Source organism: Corynebacterium sp. DNF00584, assembly GCF_001552965.1.
GTDB classification, from domain to species: Bacteria; Actinomycetota; Actinomycetes; order Mycobacteriales; family Mycobacteriaceae; genus Corynebacterium; species Corynebacterium phoceense.
The window spans coordinates 147,726-162,261 of the sequence record NZ_KQ959732.1 but is presented as its reverse complement, the minus strand read 5'-3'; the positions used below and the strand labels follow the sequence as shown (position 1 = coordinate 162,261).

18 protein-coding genes and 1 riboswitch are annotated in these 14,536 nt (G+C 65.3%); of the genes, 9 read left to right on the top strand and 9 right to left on the bottom strand.

Going from position 1 to position 14,536, the window contains the following annotated elements; all coding sequences use genetic code 11:
* Positions 1-25: 25 nt before the first annotated feature.
* Entirely contained in the window at positions 26-439 is a 414-nt protein-coding gene (locus tag HMPREF0307_RS03080; RefSeq protein ID WP_066486960.1) for a cupin domain-containing protein, read from the bottom strand.
* Between the two features lie 81 nt (positions 440-520).
* On the opposite strand from HMPREF0307_RS03080, the gene rimM reads away from it, so the two are divergent.
* Genes rimM through HMPREF0307_RS03065 form a run of 3 tightly spaced genes read left to right on the top strand, consistent with a single transcriptional unit; the run spans position 521 to position 2,230 of the window.
* Positions 521-1,021, top strand: a complete 501-nt coding sequence (gene rimM, locus HMPREF0307_RS03075) for a ribosome maturation factor RimM (RefSeq protein ID WP_066486958.1) — start codon at positions 521-523, stop codon at positions 1,019-1,021.
* Complete coding sequence (gene trmD / locus HMPREF0307_RS03070; protein WP_066486942.1) at positions 1,018-1,878, top strand: tRNA (guanosine(37)-N1)-methyltransferase TrmD; 861 nt, start codon at positions 1,018-1,020, stop codon at positions 1,876-1,878. Before rimM ends, trmD begins: the two co-directional genes overlap by 4 nt.
* Positions 1,868-2,230 (top strand): hypothetical protein, encoded by a 363-nt coding sequence (locus HMPREF0307_RS03065; RefSeq protein ID WP_066486932.1) that lies wholly within the window; start codon positions 1,868-1,870, stop codon positions 2,228-2,230. Before trmD ends, HMPREF0307_RS03065 begins: the two co-directional genes overlap by 11 nt.
* Before the next feature lie 84 nt (positions 2,231-2,314).
* On the opposite strand, the gene HMPREF0307_RS03060 is transcribed toward HMPREF0307_RS03065, so the two are convergent.
* A complete protein-coding gene (locus HMPREF0307_RS03060; RefSeq protein ID WP_066486928.1) occupies positions 2,315-3,298 on the bottom strand; it encodes an FAD-dependent oxidoreductase in 984 nt (327 codons plus the stop codon).
* A 37-nt stretch (positions 3,299-3,335) separates the two neighbouring features.
* On the opposite strand from HMPREF0307_RS03060, the gene HMPREF0307_RS03055 reads away from it, so the two are divergent.
* Positions 3,336-5,615: a Tex family protein gene (locus tag HMPREF0307_RS03055; RefSeq protein WP_066486921.1), complete on the top strand. Its 2,280-nt coding sequence runs from the start codon at positions 3,336-3,338 to the stop codon at positions 5,613-5,615.
* Between the two features lie 65 nt (positions 5,616-5,680).
* Positions 5,681-6,544: an NAD(P)H-binding protein gene (locus tag HMPREF0307_RS03050; RefSeq protein ID WP_066486906.1), complete on the top strand. Its 864-nt coding sequence runs from the start codon at positions 5,681-5,683 to the stop codon at positions 6,542-6,544.
* Here HMPREF0307_RS03050 and HMPREF0307_RS13415 read toward each other — a convergent pair.
* From HMPREF0307_RS13415 to thiC, 7 genes are all read right to left on the bottom strand, one after another.
* Positions 6,541-6,672, bottom strand: coding sequence for a hypothetical protein (locus HMPREF0307_RS13415; RefSeq protein ID WP_255356842.1), 132 nt, complete (start codon positions 6,670-6,672; stop codon positions 6,541-6,543). The two genes, HMPREF0307_RS03050 and HMPREF0307_RS13415, sit on opposite strands and share 4 nt — an antisense overlap.
* Before the next feature lie 13 nt (positions 6,673-6,685).
* Positions 6,686-7,756, bottom strand: a complete 1,071-nt coding sequence (locus tag HMPREF0307_RS03045; protein WP_066486903.1) for a ThiF family adenylyltransferase — start codon at positions 7,754-7,756, stop codon at positions 6,686-6,688.
* Positions 7,753-8,532, bottom strand: coding sequence for a thiazole synthase (locus HMPREF0307_RS03040; protein ID WP_066486900.1), 780 nt, complete (start codon positions 8,530-8,532; stop codon positions 7,753-7,755). The genes HMPREF0307_RS03045 and HMPREF0307_RS03040 overlap by 4 nt, the downstream gene beginning before the upstream one ends.
* Before the next feature lie 2 nt (positions 8,533-8,534).
* Complete coding sequence (thiS, locus tag HMPREF0307_RS03035; protein ID WP_066486896.1) at positions 8,535-8,729, bottom strand: sulfur carrier protein ThiS; 195 nt, start codon at positions 8,727-8,729, stop codon at positions 8,535-8,537.
* Positions 8,730-8,731: 2 nt separating this feature from the next.
* A complete protein-coding gene (gene thiO, locus HMPREF0307_RS03030; RefSeq protein WP_066486891.1) occupies positions 8,732-9,844 on the bottom strand; it encodes a glycine oxidase ThiO in 1,113 nt (370 codons plus the stop codon).
* Positions 9,841-10,491: a thiamine phosphate synthase gene (locus HMPREF0307_RS03025; protein WP_066486889.1), complete on the bottom strand. Its 651-nt coding sequence runs from the start codon at positions 10,489-10,491 to the stop codon at positions 9,841-9,843. The genes thiO and HMPREF0307_RS03025 overlap by 4 nt, the downstream gene beginning before the upstream one ends.
* Before the next feature lie 3 nt (positions 10,492-10,494).
* Positions 10,495-12,240 carry a phosphomethylpyrimidine synthase ThiC gene (gene thiC / locus HMPREF0307_RS03020; protein WP_066486887.1) on the bottom strand — a complete coding sequence of 582 codons (1,746 nt, stop codon included), beginning with the start codon at positions 12,238-12,240 and terminating at the stop codon, positions 10,495-10,497.
* Positions 12,237-12,352, bottom strand: a riboswitch (TPP riboswitch). Its footprint overlaps the gene before it by 4 nt.
* 171 nt (positions 12,353-12,523) lie before the next feature.
* On the opposite strand from thiC, the gene rplS reads away from it, so the two are divergent.
* From rplS to HMPREF0307_RS03000, 4 genes are all read left to right on the top strand, one after another.
* Positions 12,524-12,868: a 50S ribosomal protein L19 gene (gene rplS, locus HMPREF0307_RS03015; protein WP_066486884.1), complete on the top strand. Its 345-nt coding sequence runs from the start codon at positions 12,524-12,526 to the stop codon at positions 12,866-12,868.
* A 94-nt stretch (positions 12,869-12,962) separates the two neighbouring features.
* On the top strand, positions 12,963-13,763 hold the full coding sequence (locus HMPREF0307_RS03010) for a cutinase family protein (protein WP_066486877.1): 801 nt from the start codon (positions 12,963-12,965) through the stop codon (positions 13,761-13,763).
* A gap of 18 nt (positions 13,764-13,781) precedes the next feature.
* On the top strand, positions 13,782-14,099 hold the full coding sequence (locus HMPREF0307_RS03005) for a hypothetical protein (protein ID WP_231725013.1): 318 nt from the start codon (positions 13,782-13,784) through the stop codon (positions 14,097-14,099).
* Positions 14,100-14,168: 69 nt separating this feature from the next.
* Positions 14,169-14,456 (top strand): hypothetical protein, encoded by a 288-nt coding sequence (locus HMPREF0307_RS03000; RefSeq protein WP_066486871.1) that lies wholly within the window; start codon positions 14,169-14,171, stop codon positions 14,454-14,456.
* The last annotated feature ends 80 nt before the right edge of the window (positions 14,457-14,536 follow it).

Below are 14,536 nucleotides of genomic sequence, written 5' to 3'. Positions count from 1 at the left end.
GTGTTATCGCGAGTTCTTATCGGCTTTATTCACCCGTGTGCATGGTGAGCAGCATGATCGCCTGGCCGTGATCAGAGTTTTTCGGCAGCCGCACCGCATGCGGAAGGTGGGCCGGCAGGTGGACTGCGACACCCGGGTGCAGTTCGTGGGTGTCGCCTTCGCACTCGAAGAGCACAGAGCCTGTGAGGACTTGCACGGTGATGGGGTGGGCCGCCTTATGATCCGGCAAGGTCTGGCCGGGCACGAAGGTGAAGACGATGTGGTTGGCGCGGTGTCCGCTGAGGACACGCTTGACTGCGGGTCGCGGGCGGGAGGCATCGGCAGCAGGCGCCTCCGCAAGGAAATCGAGGAAGACGAGTCCGCCGCCCTCATGCGCAGCGTCGCCGAAGGTCGTCACGTCATTGATGGGCAGGGAGGAAGGGTTCTCTGGGGTTGTCATGCGCCCAGCCTACGGGCCCGCTCAACCGCCTGGTAGGTGTTCTTGGTCGCAGCGAAAGCCTGACCCTATAGAGTAGGCGGCATGGAATTACTCATCGGCCGCGTCATCAAATCGCACGGCATCAAGGGCGAACTCGTTGTCGAGCCCACCACGGACGAACCGGAGATCCGGTACGCCGTGGGCGAGGTCCTGCATGGCACGCAAGGAAAAAAGGAACACACGCTCACGGTGAAGTCCGTGCGCGTACACAAGGGACGACTCCTTATCTTCTTCGAGGAGATTCACGACCGCACGACAGCGGATACGCTGCGCGGCACCCAGTTCTTCGCGCCGCCGCTTGAAGACCCGGACGATGATGGCTTCTACGACCACGAGCTCGAAGGCCTGCGCGTCATTCACAACGGTGCCGATGTCGGTGAGGTCACCGGTGTCACGCACGGCCCCGCGCAGTCGCTCCTCGAGCTCACTCTCGACGGTGGCAAGGAAGTCTTGGTCCCGTTCGTCGAGGAAATTGTGCCCGACATTGACCTGGAGGCTGGCACGTGCACCATCACTCCGCCAGAGGGGCTGTTCGATCTATGAGGCTCGACGTTGTCACCATCTTTCCCGAGTATCTCGACCCGCTGCGCCACGCGCTGCTGGGCAAAGCGATCGAACAAGGTCGCCTTTCTGTCGGCGTCCACGACCTGCGCGGCTGGGCCACGGACGTCCACAAGTCAGTGGATGACTCGCCGTTTGGCGGCGGCCCTGGCATGGTCATGAAGCCGGAGGTCTGGGGCCCTGCGCTGGATGATGTCGCCGCGGGGACCGCCGCGGCCACTGAACTCGAGTCCTCGCTTCCGCACCTTGCTCGTCCGACGCACGACGATGTTGAGGGCGTTGAGGCAACCCCCTACGAGGGTCGTGACGTGCGTGAAGGCGAAGACCCGTCGTTGCCGCTGCTTATCGTGCCAACTCCCGCTGGAAAGCCTTTCGTGCAGCCCGATGCCCGCGCCTGGTCCCGCGAGGAGCACATCGTCTTCGCATGCGGACGCTACGAAGGCATCGATCAACGCGTCGTCGATGATGCGGCGCACCGGTACCGCGTGCGCGAGGTCTCCATTGGCGACTACGTCCTCATCGGTGGGGAAGTTGCCGTCCTCGTCATCGCCGAGGCCGTCGTACGCCTGATCCCGGGCGTCCTGGGCAATAAACGCTCGCACGAAGAGGATTCCTTCTCCGATGGGCTGCTCGAGGGCCCAAGTTACACCAAGCCCCGCGAATGGCGCGGGCTCGAGGTTCCCGAAGTGCTCACCTCCGGTAACCACGCGCTCGTCGACCGCTGGCACCGCGACCAAGCCCTCAAGCGAACTCTGGAGCGCCGCCCCGAATTGCTGGAAGGCGTGGCGTTGGACAAGAAAGACCGCGCTTACTTAAAGGAACTTGGGTTTGAAGGCTAGTACTGATCTCACCGTGCTCATGTCGCCGCAGGACATCGCGGGCCTCGACCTCGCTGCGGCCCTCGCTCCCGAGACGACCGTCGAGCGTGAGTCATGTACCCTCGTCGAGTCCGCCTGCACCCCGGAGAACATCCTGGTGTCCGAATACACTGCGAAGTACGACTCCATGCCGATTACCCAAGGCACGTACCGCCTCACCCTCAATGTGGAGACAGAACTTGCCCCGCGCGCGTTGACGCAGGCCGTCGTCGCGGCCCTGCCGGAGAACACGCTCTGGTACGGCACTTCCAACGAGGGCCACCTCGCGGATGATGCCTTTGATACGCGTCCCGGCAAGGCGCAGTGCCTGTAGCATGCCGAGCCCCAGCGCTTTCCCCACCCTAACTCCGAAAATCTGTCAGAATTTCGAAGTTATGGTGGGGAAAGGGCGTTTAGCCTAGTCGTTCAGAAGCTCTTTAACTCCGGCCGCTGCGCGCTTGGCATACGGACCTACGCCGGTTATCGTCGCGGCGCCCGGGCCCACGATGTCGCCGTAGCCCACGAGAAAGAGACCCGGATGGAGCGGCACTGGCGTGCCGCTCGAAGAGTCAAGGACAGCCCGCAGCGCGCGCAGCGCCGGACGGAACCCGGTGCACCAAATCAAGTGATCTGCCTTGACCCGGTCGAGGGAGTCGAACATCGGTGTCGCTTTCAACCTGCCGGAATCACGCGCTTCGAGGATCTCTGGCAGCATGACGATGTCCCCGGTAGGGCCTGGCCCGGGATCCGGCTCGCCGCGCATCAGCGCAATGGCGCGGCGGTGTGCGTCCTCAAAAAGCACGCGCCCGTCCACATCATCCGCCATCCACCGCGGCTCGTGGCGGGTGTACCACGTCACTTCAGCGACGCGGGTGAGCTCCGCTGCGATCTGCGCGCCTGAGTTCTTCGCGCCGACGACGGCGACGCGCGTGCCCTCAAAAGGCTTAGATCCGGCGTAGCGGGCCGAATGCCATTGGGTCCCGTCGAAGGCGCCGGGGACGAAGGGCACGTACGGCGCGGACCACGTGCCCGTCGCTGCGACGACGGTGCGCGCCTCCATCGCGCCGACGGAGGTCTCCAGCGCATAGGAGCAACCAGTCCACGACAAGGAGGACACGTGTACGGGCCGGTGCACCTCAAAGCCGTAGCGCTCTTCGTATTTCTCTAGGTATGCAATGACGTGACTGGCTGGCGGGAAACCGTCATAGTGCGGCATAGGCATGCCCGGCAGATTAGAAAAGCTCGCCAAGCTAAATAGCGTCATGGACGGCCACACATGGCGCCACGCCGCGCCGGGGCCGTTCTGATCGTCGAGAATGAGCGGTTCGATTCCAGCTCGGCGCAGGTAGTACGCGGTCGCGAGTCCGGCTTGGCCGCCGCCGATGACGATGCAATCCCTCATACAGATCGAGTCTAAAGCGACCGGTAGAATCAGGCGAATGATTGCAGCTACCATTGCACAAGAAATCGGGGTACGCGAGTCCCAAATCGAGGCAGCGCTCAAGCTGCTCGCCGAGGGCAATACCGTGCCGTTTATTGCGCGTTATCGCAAGGAAGTCACCGGCGGGCTCGACGACAGTCAGCTGCGCACCATCGAGGAGCGTGCGACGTACCTGCGTGAACTCGAGGAGCGCAAAGAGACGGTGCTTGCCGCCATCGAGGAGCAGGGCAAGCTCACGGACGACCTCAAGGCGCTCATCCGCGGCTGCGAGACCAAGGCGCGCCTGGAGGACCTGTACCTGCCGTACAAAAAGCGCCGCAAGACCAAGGCGGACATCGCGCGCGAGGCCGGCCTCGAGCCGCTCACCGATAAGCTGATCGAGAATCCGACCGCGGACCCGGCCGAGCTGGCGGAACACTACAAGACCGAGGGCTTCGAAGACACGAAGAAGGCCCTCGAGGGCGCCCGTGCCATCCTCATTGACCGTTTCGCACTCGACGCGGACCTCGTCGGCGAGGTCCGCGAGAAGATGTTTACCGACGGCACCATGACAGCCGGCGTCGTTGCGGGCAAGGAGCAAGAAGGCGCGAAGTTCAAGGATTACTTCGAGTTCTCCGAGCCTTTCGACAAGCTTCCGTCCCACCGAATCCTCGCGCTCCTGCGCGGTGAGAGCGAAGGCATCCTGCAGCTCAACCTCGACGCGGGCGACGATACCCAATACGAAGGGCTCATTGCCGACCGCTTTGACTTGGATGTCAAGGACTCAAAGTGGCTGTCCGACGCCGTCCATTGGGGCTGGCGCACTAAGCTCTACATCTCGTCTGGCCTCGACGTGCGCATGCGCCTCAAAGAAATCGCTGAAGATGGCGCGCTCAAGGTCTTCGCCACGAACCTGCGCGACGTCCTGCTTGCTGCCCCCGCCGGCCAGCGCGCGACCCTGGGCATCGACCCGGGCTACCGCAACGGCGTGAAGTGCGCGGTCGTGGACCCCACCGGCAAGGTGCTCGACACCGCGATTGTGTATCCGCACCAGCCGCAGAACCGCTGGAACGACGCCGTGCAGACCCTCGCCGGGCTCTGCGCGACGCACGCCGTCGATCTCATGGCCGTGGGCAACGGCACCGCGTCCCGTGAGTCCGAGAAGATGGCCAACGAAGTCGCGGACCTCATCGCGAAGGCCGGCGGCAAGCGCCCCACACCCGTCGTGGTCTCCGAGTCCGGCGCCTCCGTGTACTCCGCCTCGCAACTGGCCGCCGACGAGTTCCCGGACATGGACGTTTCCCTCCGCGGCGCTGTGTCCATCGCCCGTCGCCTCCAGGACCCGCTCGCGGAGCTCGTCAAGATCGACCCCAAGGCTATCGGCGTGGGGCAGTACCAGCACGACGTGAACCAGACCGCGCTTGCTCGCACCCTGGACGGTGTGGTCGAGGACGCTGTCAACGGCGTGGGCGTGGACCTCAACACGGCCTCGGTCCCGCTGCTTGAGCGCGTCGCCGGCGTGAACTCCACCATCGCGGGCAATATCGTTGCTTACCGTGACGAGAACGGTTCCTTTGCTTCGCGCAAGGAACTCAAGAAGGTCCCGCGACTCGGACCCAAGGCGTTTGAGCAGGCCGCCGGCTTCCTCCGCATTACCGGCGGCACGGATCCGCTTGATGCCTCCGCCGTCCACCCGGAGGCCTACCCGGTCGTCGCTCGCATCGCTGAGTCCACCGGCCTGGGAGTTGGCGAACTCATCGGCAACTCCGCCGTCCTCACCAAGCTCAAGCCCGCGGATTTCGCGGACGAGACCTTCGGCGTGCCCACCGTCACCGATATCATTGCGGAGCTCGACAAACCCGGCCGCGACCCGCGCCCGGAGTTCAAGACCGCGTCCTTCAAGGAGGGCGTCGAGAAGGTCTCCGACCTGAAGCCGGGCATGATCCTCGAGGGCACCGTCACCAACGTCGCGGCCTTCGGCGCCTTCGTTGACGTGGGAGTCCACCAGGACGGCCTCGTCCACGTCTCCGCGATGAGCGACAAGTTTATCTCGGACCCGCATGAGGTCGTTCGCTCCGGCCAAGTCGTCAAGGTTAAGGTCATGGAGGTCGACGTCGAGCGTCAGCGCATCGGTTTGTCGCTGCGCCTCAATGACGAGCCGGGTCAGCCTGCGCCGAAAAAGCGCGGCGGGGGCCGCCAAGGCGGCCCGAAGAGCAAGGGCGGCAATAAGCAGTCCCGTGGCAACCAGGGCGGCGGCTCGCTTGCCGATGCCCTCCGCAACGCCGGCTTTGGCCGCTAGCTCGCCGCTTCAAGATTAAAGCGGGGTAGAGTCGTGGAAAACACACTAACTGTAAGGAGTTTTCCATGACCACCATCGGCATGACCGGCGCCACCGGCCAGCTCGGCGCGCTCACCGTCGTCGCACTCATGAATCGTGGCGTGCAGCCCGGCGATATCCGCGGCATGGGCCGTCACGAGGGCAAGCTGCAGGCACTCGCCGACGTGGGTCTGCAGACCGCTGTCGTGGACTACAACGACTCGGCGACCCTCGACGCCGCACTCGATGGCGTCGAGACCCTCATCTTCATCTCCGGCTCCGAGATGGGCCAGCGCGAGCAGCAGCACGCCAACGTCATCGACGCAGCCGAGAAGGCCGGCGTGAAGGAGATCATCTACACCTCGGCGACCCGCGCGGGTAACTCTCCGCTCTTCGTCGCGCCGGAGCACAAGGCGACGGAGGAGCGTCTCGCTGCTTCGCCGATTACCGCGACGATTGCCCGCAACAACTGGTACAACGAGAACTACCTCGACGCTTACCAGCTCGTCGTCGCCCGCGGTGCACACTTTGCCCACTCCGGCGACGGCACGATCGCATCCGCTTCCCGCAAGGACTACGCGGAGGCGCTCGCTGTTCTCGCCACGACGGATGAGCACCGAGGCGAAACCCTCGAGCTGGGCGGCCAGACCGCCTGGACCGCACTCGAATTCGCCCAGACCGTCGCTGACGTCTCGGGCCAGCAAATCGAGTTCCTCGAGTCCGACGAGGATGGTCACCGCGCCAAGCTCGAGGCCGAAGGCGTCGACGAAGGCACCATGGGCTTCCTGCTCGGCATGGACACCGCCGTGGCCCAGGGCGGCCTCGACGGCCCGTCCGAGACCCTGTCTCAGCTCATCGGCCACGACACGACGACGTTGGAGCAGACACTCCGCGAGGAAATCGCTGGCTAGTCCTCCATCGTGTCGACGCGCAGGGTCAGCCCGACGGCGCGAGCGGCTTCACGATCTCGGTGAGCTGCGATGGTTTCAGGGCTGTCGAGATAGTCGGTCACCGACCAAGACTTGAGCTCGATAGACATGCCACTGGTTTAGCTAGGAACCGAGGACACGAGCTCCGCCGTCGATGTTGTGCAGGTGCGTGCCGCACGTGTTCGCAAGCTCCTCGTAACGCAGTGCGAAAGCGGCGGACTTCTTGCCCAGAGCACACAGGACTCCCACGTCGTCGGCGTCGAGCTCTCGGAGGGCGTTGGCGACGTGGGCGTCGTCGTGGATGCGGGAGAGCGGCAGCTCAACGAGACGTGTGCCGGGCGGGGGCGTGAGCTCAACCAAGAGTCGCTCCTCGTATTCGCGGATATCGAGAACCGCGCTGGGCCATCGCGCGATAGCGCTAGTCTTCTGTGCTTCCGGCAGGTGGGTGACGAGTGGGCGCGCCGGGTCTGCGCCCACGGTGAGCGTGCGGAATAGCGGTGGGAACGCGTCGTAGCTCGTCACCCGTCCGACCGGTGCGTCGAGTTCAGAGAGAAACCCTAAGGCCGTGGTCGCCATGAGTCCGCCCACGACGGATGTCGTCGCGCCGAGGACGCCGGCGGTCTCGCACGTCGCGGTGTCTGACGGCGGGGAGGGGAGGAGGTCGCGCAGGCCCACGCCACGACCGTCCGGGGTGTCGGCGCCGGAATGGAAGAGCGCGACGTCGCCGTGGAAGCGCAGGACTGTGCCCCAGACGAGCGGGGTCGACGTCATCTCGCAGGCGTCCGCGACCAGATACTTCGTTGCATAGGTGTCACTGCCGTCGAGGACGAGGTCTGCCACGGCGACGAGGTCGAGCGCGTTGTCTGAAGTGAGACGCTCGCGTCGCGCGTCGATCTGTACGCCGGGCTGGAGGTCGCGTACTCGGGCGGCTGCGACCTCCGCCTTGGGGTGACCAACGTCTGCGGCACCAAAGAGTATCTGCCGGTGGATGTTTGTCAGATCCACGACGTCGTCATCGATGAGCGTGAGCTTGCCGATGCCTCCTGCTACCAGCTGCTGCAGTGCCGGGCAGCCCAGGCCGCCAGCGCCCACGACGAGGACGTGTGCGTTGTGGAGTCGTTGCTGCGCGTCGCGACCGATGAGCAGGGTTTGGCGGGCGGTCCGACGTTCTTCCTCCGGAGATAAGGGCGTCACAGAACCGCCTCTTGCCACGACGCGAAGCCCTCGAAGGTGGAGGAAGCTTGGGCATGTTCGCGCTTCGGAATGCGGCCAGCGTCGCGCGCAAGAAGGCCGGATTCAACTGCGAGGCGCATGGCGTTCGCCATGGCCGTCGGATCCTGGCAGCGGTTGACGGCGCTGGCGAGGAGGACACCGGAGCAGCCGAGCTCCATGGCGCGGGCGGCATCGGAAGCTGTGCCAATACCAGCGTCGATGAGGACGGGTACGGACGCGCGGGAGCAGATGAGCTCGATATTGTGCGGGTTGAGGATGCCTAGGCCCGTGCCGATGGGCGCGCCGAGCGGCATCACTGCGGCGGCGCCGGCGTCCTCGAGGCGCTGTGCTGCGGCCGGGTCGTCGCTGGTGTACGCGAGGACTGTGAAGCCCTCCGCGACGAGGAGCTCGGTGGCGTCGAGGGTCTCCACGATATCGGGAAGCAGCGTGTGCTCGTCCGTGATGACTTCGACCTTCACCCAGTTCGTGCCGAGCGCCTCCCGGGCGAGCTGTGCCGTGAGCACGGCGTCGCGGGCCGTGCGGCAGCCCGCCGTATTGGGCAGCGGTGTGATACCCAGTCGCTTGATCAGCCCGAAGACGGACTCGCCGCCGGCGTGAGGGTTGAAGCGGCGCATGGCGACGGTGGTGAGCTGCGTGCCCGAAGCCGCGAGCGCGGACTCGAGGGCGTCGAAGCTCGTGGCGCCGCCGGTACCCATGATGAGGTGGGAGTCGAAGTTCTTATCAGCGATGGTGAGCATTCTTAGCCTCCTTGGACGGCGGTGAGTAAGTCGACGGTCGCGCCGGGCTCGAGCGCTGTGTGCCACCCCGACTTGGGCACGACGCGGGCATTGATAGCGGCGGCAGTGCCGTCTTCGGGCGCGCCGAGTTCGGTGATGAGCTCGGCGAGTGTTGTGGCGTTGGTCTCGTATGGGGAGCCATTGAGGGTGATATGCATGGTTAGTCCTTATGCCGGAGCGGATCGCAGGCGGTGAGGTCGAGAGTGAGAGTCTGCTCTTCGATGAGCTCGCGGGTCGTGCGAGCAGCGAAAGCAGACAGCAGGATGCCGTGCCGGAAGTAGCCGGTGGAGACGATGATCTGTGGCGCGTGCGGGAGGCGCCCGAGGTAGGGGAGATCGTCGGGCGTGCCGGGGCGGGCGCCGGTGGTGACTTCGAGGAGCTCGCATTCCTCGAGGCCGGGGACGACGCGGATGGCGTCGCGGAGCAGGTCGTAGACGCTGCCGACGCGGCGGGGGAGGCTGTCTTCGCGGGTCGTCGCTCCCACTGCGATGGTGCCGTCGACGCGGGGGATGACGTAGATGGGGCGGTCCTCGACGAAGCCGCGGACAACGCGAGTGACAAGCGGCTGGAGAGAGACGGGTACGCGGAGGCGCAGAATGTCGCCATAGACGGGACGCAGCTGAAGCGGGTTCGTGTCCTCGTACCAGCCGTTGATGTGGGCGACGCCGAGTCCGGCTGCGAGCACCACAGTGTCAGCCTGGTGGGTGCCTTGGTCGGTGGTGACCGCGCCGTCTGGGGTGATACGGGTGACACGCTCGGTGCGGACGTCGACGCCGAGATTGCGCGCGGCGTCGAGGGCGGCCGCGGCGAACATCCGCGGGAAGAGCTGCGTGTCGCCGGGGATGGAGACGGCACCGGCGAGACGCGGGGAGAGCGCGGGCTCCATGGAACGGGCGGCTCGGGTCGTAATGCGTTCGACCTCCATGCCGTGGGCGGTCTGGTAGTCGAGCAGTTCGGAGAGGTGTTGCGCGTCCGCGCGGTCCGCGGCGACGACGAGGGTGCCCTCGGCGCGGTAGCCGGTGGGCAGGTCCGTGTGCGCGGCGACGAGTTCGATGAGCCGCGGGTGCCAGGCGCCGGCCGCCTGCATGAGTGGGAAGAGCGGGTCTTGCTGATAGACGACCTCGGCGGCGGGAGCAAGCATGCCGCCGGCGTGGTGCGTGGCGCCGGAGGCAGGCGCGGGATCAAGAACCGTGACGTTGTGGCCGGCGTTCGCGAGCTCGACGGCGGTGGTGAGGCCGACGATTCCGGCGCCGGCGATGACGACGTGGCTCATGCGCGCTCCTCGAAGGCGGCGCGGATCCGCGTGCAATAGGCGGCCGGATCGTCGGCATGCATGATGCCGCGCACGACGGCGACGCCCGCGACGCCGGTGGCGGCGAGGTCGGCCGCGTCGTCGACGGTGACGTCGCCGATAGCGATGACGGGCAGCTGCGACGCGGCGACGATGGCGGGATAGCCCGCGAGTCCCAGCGGTGGCCGGCCGGAGTCCTTCGTGGGGGTGGCACGGAAAGGACCGCAGCCGACGTAGTCGAGGACGTCCGCGTACTGGTTGGCGTCCTCGATGAGGGACAGGGTGCCGGTCGTGAGCCCGATGAGTGCGTCGGGGCCGAGGAGCTCGCGGGCCGCGCGGACGGAGAGATCGTCCTGGCCCAGGTGGACACCGGCGACGGGGAAGCCCGCCTCGCGCAGGGCGAGGGCGACGTCGACTCGGTCGTCGATGACGACGGCGGTGCCTGGGTTCGCGGCGTGGACGGCGGTGGACACAGCCGCGCCGAGGTCATAGAGGTCGCGCGCCGAAATGGGCTTCGAACGTACTTGGATGACCCCGGCCCCACCTGAAGCAGCTGCGGCGGCGCGGCGGGCGAGGGCATCGGAAGGCTCGGAACCTGTCACAAAGTAACAGCGCAGATCGGCGCGCATGGATTAAACCTCCTGGTAGATTTCGGAGCCGGCGGCGCGGAACTCGGCGGCTTTGAGGGCTTCTCCTGCTGCTTCTGCGGACGCGCCAGCGGGCGCAGGCATGGTGGGCATGCCGAGCTTCGCGCCGAAGGTGTCGCGAATGTCCTGGCTGATGCGCATGGAGCAGAACTTCGGGCCGCACATGGAACAGAAGTGGGCCGTCTTCGCAGGCTCGGCCGGCAGGGTTTCGTCGTGGTAGGCCTGCGCGGTATCCGGATCGAGGGAGAGCGCGAACTGGTCGTGCCAGCGGAACTCGAAGCGGGCCTTGCTCATCGCGTCGTCCCAGGCGCGGGCGCCGGGGTGCCCCTTGGCGACATCGGCGGCATGGGCCGCCAGCTTATACGTAATGACGCCGGTCTTCACGTCGTCGCGGTTGGGCAGGCCGAGGTGCTCCTTCGGCGTGACGTAGCAGAGCATCGCCGTGCCGCCCATCGCGATGTGGGCCGCACCGATGGCCGAGGTGATGTGGTCGTAGCCGGGCGCGATATCGGTGACGAGGGGACCGAGGGTATAGAAGGGGGCATCGGAAGCCCAGTCCTGCTCCCACTCGTTGTTCTCCTGAATCATGTTGAGCGGGACGTGGCCGGGGCCCTCGACCATGACCTGGACGTCGTACTCCCAGGCGCGACGGGTGAGCTCGCCGATGGTCTTCAGCTCCGCAAACTGCGCGGTGTCGTTGGCGTCCGCGAGGCAGCCGGGGCGCAGGCCGTCGCCGAGGGAGAAGGCGACGTCGTAGCGGGAGAAGATCTCGCAGAGCTCGTCGAAGTTCTCGTAGAGGAAGGACTCCTTGTGGTGGGCGAGGCACCAGCCGGCCATGATGGAACCGCCGCGGCTGACGATGCCGGTGACGCGCTCGGTGGTAAGCGGAATGTAGGGAAGCAACACGCCGGCGTGGATGGTCATGTAGTCCACGCCCTGTTCGCATTGCTCGATGACGGTGTCACGGAAGATCTCCCAGGTGAGGTCCTCCGCGATGCCGTTTACCTTTTCCAGTGCCTGGTAGATGGGCACCGTGCCAATGGGGACGGGGGAGTTGCGCAGGATCCACTCGCGGGTCGTGTGGATATCGTCGCCCGTGGAGAGATCCATGACGGTGTCTGCGCCCCAGCGAGTGGCCCAGCGCAGCTTTGACACTTCTTCCTCGATGGAGCTTGTGACCGCCGAGTTGCCGATGTTGGCGTTGATCTTGGTGAGGAACTTCCGGCCGATGATCATGGGCTCGGACTCGGGGTGGTTGATGTTGTTGGGGATGATGGCGCGCCCGCGGGCGACCTCGGAGCGGACGAACTCTGGATCGCAGTGCTCGCGCAGGGCGACGAATTCCATTTCCTTGGTGATAATGCCCTGGCGGGCGTAGTGCATTTGGGTGACGCGTTTGGTCCCCCTACGTGGCGTGGGCTTTGTGCCCTTCCATTCCTGGGACGCGGCACCACGCTTCTGGGCAGACTTGCCGTCGTCAGCGAGATCGCGTGCGCGGCCCTCGTATTCTTCGGTGTCGTTACGCTCTTCGATCCATGCTTGTCGCAGGGGCGGAAGCCCTTGCGTGGGATCGCATTCCGGGCCGCGGGTGCGGTAGATGCGGAAAGACTCGTTGGGGCCGGTGGGGGAGTCGTCGAGTTGGATTTCGGTTTCCGGGACCTCGAGACCCTTCTCACGGATCGGCGAGTAGGAGTGCTTGGGGTGGATTTCTTGCTCATGGGTAGCCGACATGGGCCTGACCTCTCTTCCTTCGCTGGTGCTAACCAGACAGGTTCGAACGGTGCGGCCGCGGTTCCAGCGGCCATCTCAGCCCGCTTCCATGCGGGCTCCCGTGGGGATAAGTGCGAGTCCTAGACTAAACACAAGGCCTCGGGTTTGTCAGCGATTTGAGAGATTTTGTTTGGGTGCAGGGGTTATGGAACAATAGATGGCTGTTCTATGTAACAGGCACGAACCGGTCAGCTTCCCTGAGGAAGCGCTTGGGTCCTCTGTCTTAAATTGAAAAGGAAAATCAATGACCAACAAGATTGATCTGCTGGACAAGGCCTCGCTGCGCGAGGACATCCCGAACTTCCGCCCGGGCGATACCCTTGACGTCAACGTCAAGGTCATCGAGGGCACCACCGAGCGTACCCAGCTGTTCAAGGGTGTCTGCATCCGCCGTCAGGGCGCTGGCATCCGCGAGACCTTCACCGTCCGTAAGGTTTCCTTCGGTATCGGCGTCGAGCGTACCTTCCCGGTGCACTCCCCGAACATCGCCTCCATCGAGGTCGTTCGCCGTGGCCGTGTCCGCCGTGCGAAGCTGTACTACCTGCGCGACCTGCGCGGCAAGAAGGCTCGCATCAAGGAGCGCCGCTAGTTCTAGCGCGCTGTTACCGCCTCGTCTCCTGTGCTGGAGCGGGGCGGTTCCGCCGTTTTATGCGGGGCTACACGGCACGGCTTAGAATTCCCTCGTGACGCTCTCTGCTCTCCGCTCTGTGCTTGCCTGCCTTCTGGTCGCTGTGATTGCCGTGCTTTCGGTGCATGCGGCCCCGCGCGCGGTCGCACGCCAGTGCACGGCCATTCACGTTCTGCAGGCGGCCGGCACGGGATTTAGCGCGCGGTATTACACCGCGGAGCCGGTGGGGCTCGACTTCAGCGGGTGGAATCCCGTAGATACGCTCCAGATTCGTCTCGGCGCAGATGATGTGAGCGGTACGAATATCCAATATCCGGCCTCCCTCGGCCGATTCAGCGCTTTCCAACCCAACGCGCTGGGTTCAGAAGCCGCGACCTATGGTGAATCCGTGCGTGCAGGCGTCGAGGACGCGCGCCGCGAGCTCGAGTACGTCGAGCGTGCGTGCCCTTCCACGCGCTACATGGTGATTGGCTACTCCCAGGGTGCCTCGGTCGCCGGTGATATCGCCGCAGAGATTTCCGCCGGCCGCGTGAAGGGCGTAACGCCTGACGATGTCGCCGCGGTCATCCTTGTTGCCGACCCCGGCCGCGCACGGCTCGGCGCCCCACCTGCACGACCCGCGAAGCTCTACGGTCCGGTGCCCGCGGGCACACGCGCGGCGAATGGCGAGATCATCCTCGACGGCGGGACGGGCGTGAGCGCTGGTCGCGAGGGCATGACCGGCCAGCGCCCCGGAAACTTCGCAGGCATGGAGGGCAAGGTTGTCTCCCTGTGCAATAACACGGACATGGCATGTGCGACGCCCTCGGATACCATCGTGCGCGATATCGCGGACTACGCCAATCGCGTCGAATAGGAGGGCCCCTCGGATACGTTGACGCCCCGCGTGGTGGAGCGCTTCCTCGCCGGGATGTCAGAGGGCAAAGATGTGGGCGCGGCCTTGGCCGAGTCGGGTGCGTCCGTCCTCCAGGTGCCCACACTCGTGGCGACCGTGGCGGAGTTGTCCCAGTACTACCTGATTCTCGAGTCGCATACGCACCCGGGACTATCTATTGAGCAGCTCGTGGGTATCGGGCTCATCGCGGCGTTGCCCAACCTTGCGTATGAGGGCGCGATGTCGGACTATCTCATCCCGGTGCTCGAGGTCGCGTCCGAGCCGCTGAACTCGATAAGCCCCGAGGTCGGCGCCTAGTTCGACGTAGCAGTCGAGGGCTTCAAGGCCGTCGATGCCGCCGAATCCGTCTACTGGCAGGCCTATCACTTGGGACTCGCGCCGCAGCTGGACACGCCCACGCAGCTGCGCCAGCGTGCGGCGAAGCAGGTCACGACGCAGCTCGTCGCGCAGCTTCAACACGCGGCGGGATTGGATGCGGCGATGGCGGATCCAGCCAACCAAGGAACCATCAACTCGCTGCGCGTCGCCGGCGACTTCGGCTATACGCACGTGTCCTACTTCGAGCAGGGCTTCTACGTCGACGGCAAGCTAGGCCGCGACTGGGCGGACGAGTGGCTGCTTGAGGTCGCGCGGGGAGTGCTGCGGGAGCGCTAAATGTCGCGCTGACGCGATGCGTGTTACCTAAAGGTGTGAGGAAGAAGGTTTATTTCCCCCTCTGGAGGGCGAAATAAACC

Excerpts from the sequence above, each read along its gene's own strand:
- HMPREF0307_RS03080 (WP_066486960.1), bottom strand. The coding sequence starts at position 439 with ATGACAACCCCAGAGAACCCTTCCTCCCTGCCCATCAATGACGTGACG.
- HMPREF0307_RS03040 (WP_066486900.1), bottom strand. The coding sequence starts at position 8,532 with ATGCTCACCATCGCTGATAAGAACTTCGACTCCCACCTCATCATGGGT.
- thiS (WP_066486896.1), bottom strand. The coding sequence starts at position 8,729 with ATGCATATCACCCTCAATGGCTCCCCATACGAGACCAACGCCACAACA.
- HMPREF0307_RS03050 (WP_066486906.1), top strand. The coding sequence starts at position 5,681 with ATGACCACCATCGGCATGACCGGCGCCACCGGCCAGCTCGGCGCGCTC.
- rplS (WP_066486884.1), top strand. The coding sequence starts at position 12,524 with ATGACCAACAAGATTGATCTGCTGGACAAGGCCTCGCTGCGCGAGGAC.
- HMPREF0307_RS03060 (WP_066486928.1), bottom strand. The coding sequence starts at position 3,298 with ATGAGGGATTGCATCGTCATCGGCGGCGGCCAAGCCGGACTCGCGACC.
- HMPREF0307_RS03025 (WP_066486889.1), bottom strand. The coding sequence starts at position 10,491 with ATGCGCGCCGATCTGCGCTGTTACTTTGTGACAGGTTCCGAGCCTTCC.
- trmD (WP_066486942.1), top strand. The coding sequence starts at position 1,018 with ATGAGGCTCGACGTTGTCACCATCTTTCCCGAGTATCTCGACCCGCTG.
- thiC (WP_066486887.1), bottom strand. The coding sequence starts at position 12,240 with ATGTCGGCTACCCATGAGCAAGAAATCCACCCCAAGCACTCCTACTCG.
- HMPREF0307_RS13415 (WP_255356842.1), bottom strand. The coding sequence starts at position 6,672 with ATGTCTATCGAGCTCAAGTCTTGGTCGGTGACCGACTATCTCGACAGC.
- rimM (WP_066486958.1), top strand. The coding sequence starts at position 521 with ATGGAATTACTCATCGGCCGCGTCATCAAATCGCACGGCATCAAGGGC.
- HMPREF0307_RS03055 (WP_066486921.1), top strand. The coding sequence starts at position 3,336 with ATGATTGCAGCTACCATTGCACAAGAAATCGGGGTACGCGAGTCCCAA.
- thiO (WP_066486891.1), bottom strand. The coding sequence starts at position 9,844 with ATGAGCCACGTCGTCATCGCCGGCGCCGGAATCGTCGGCCTCACCACC.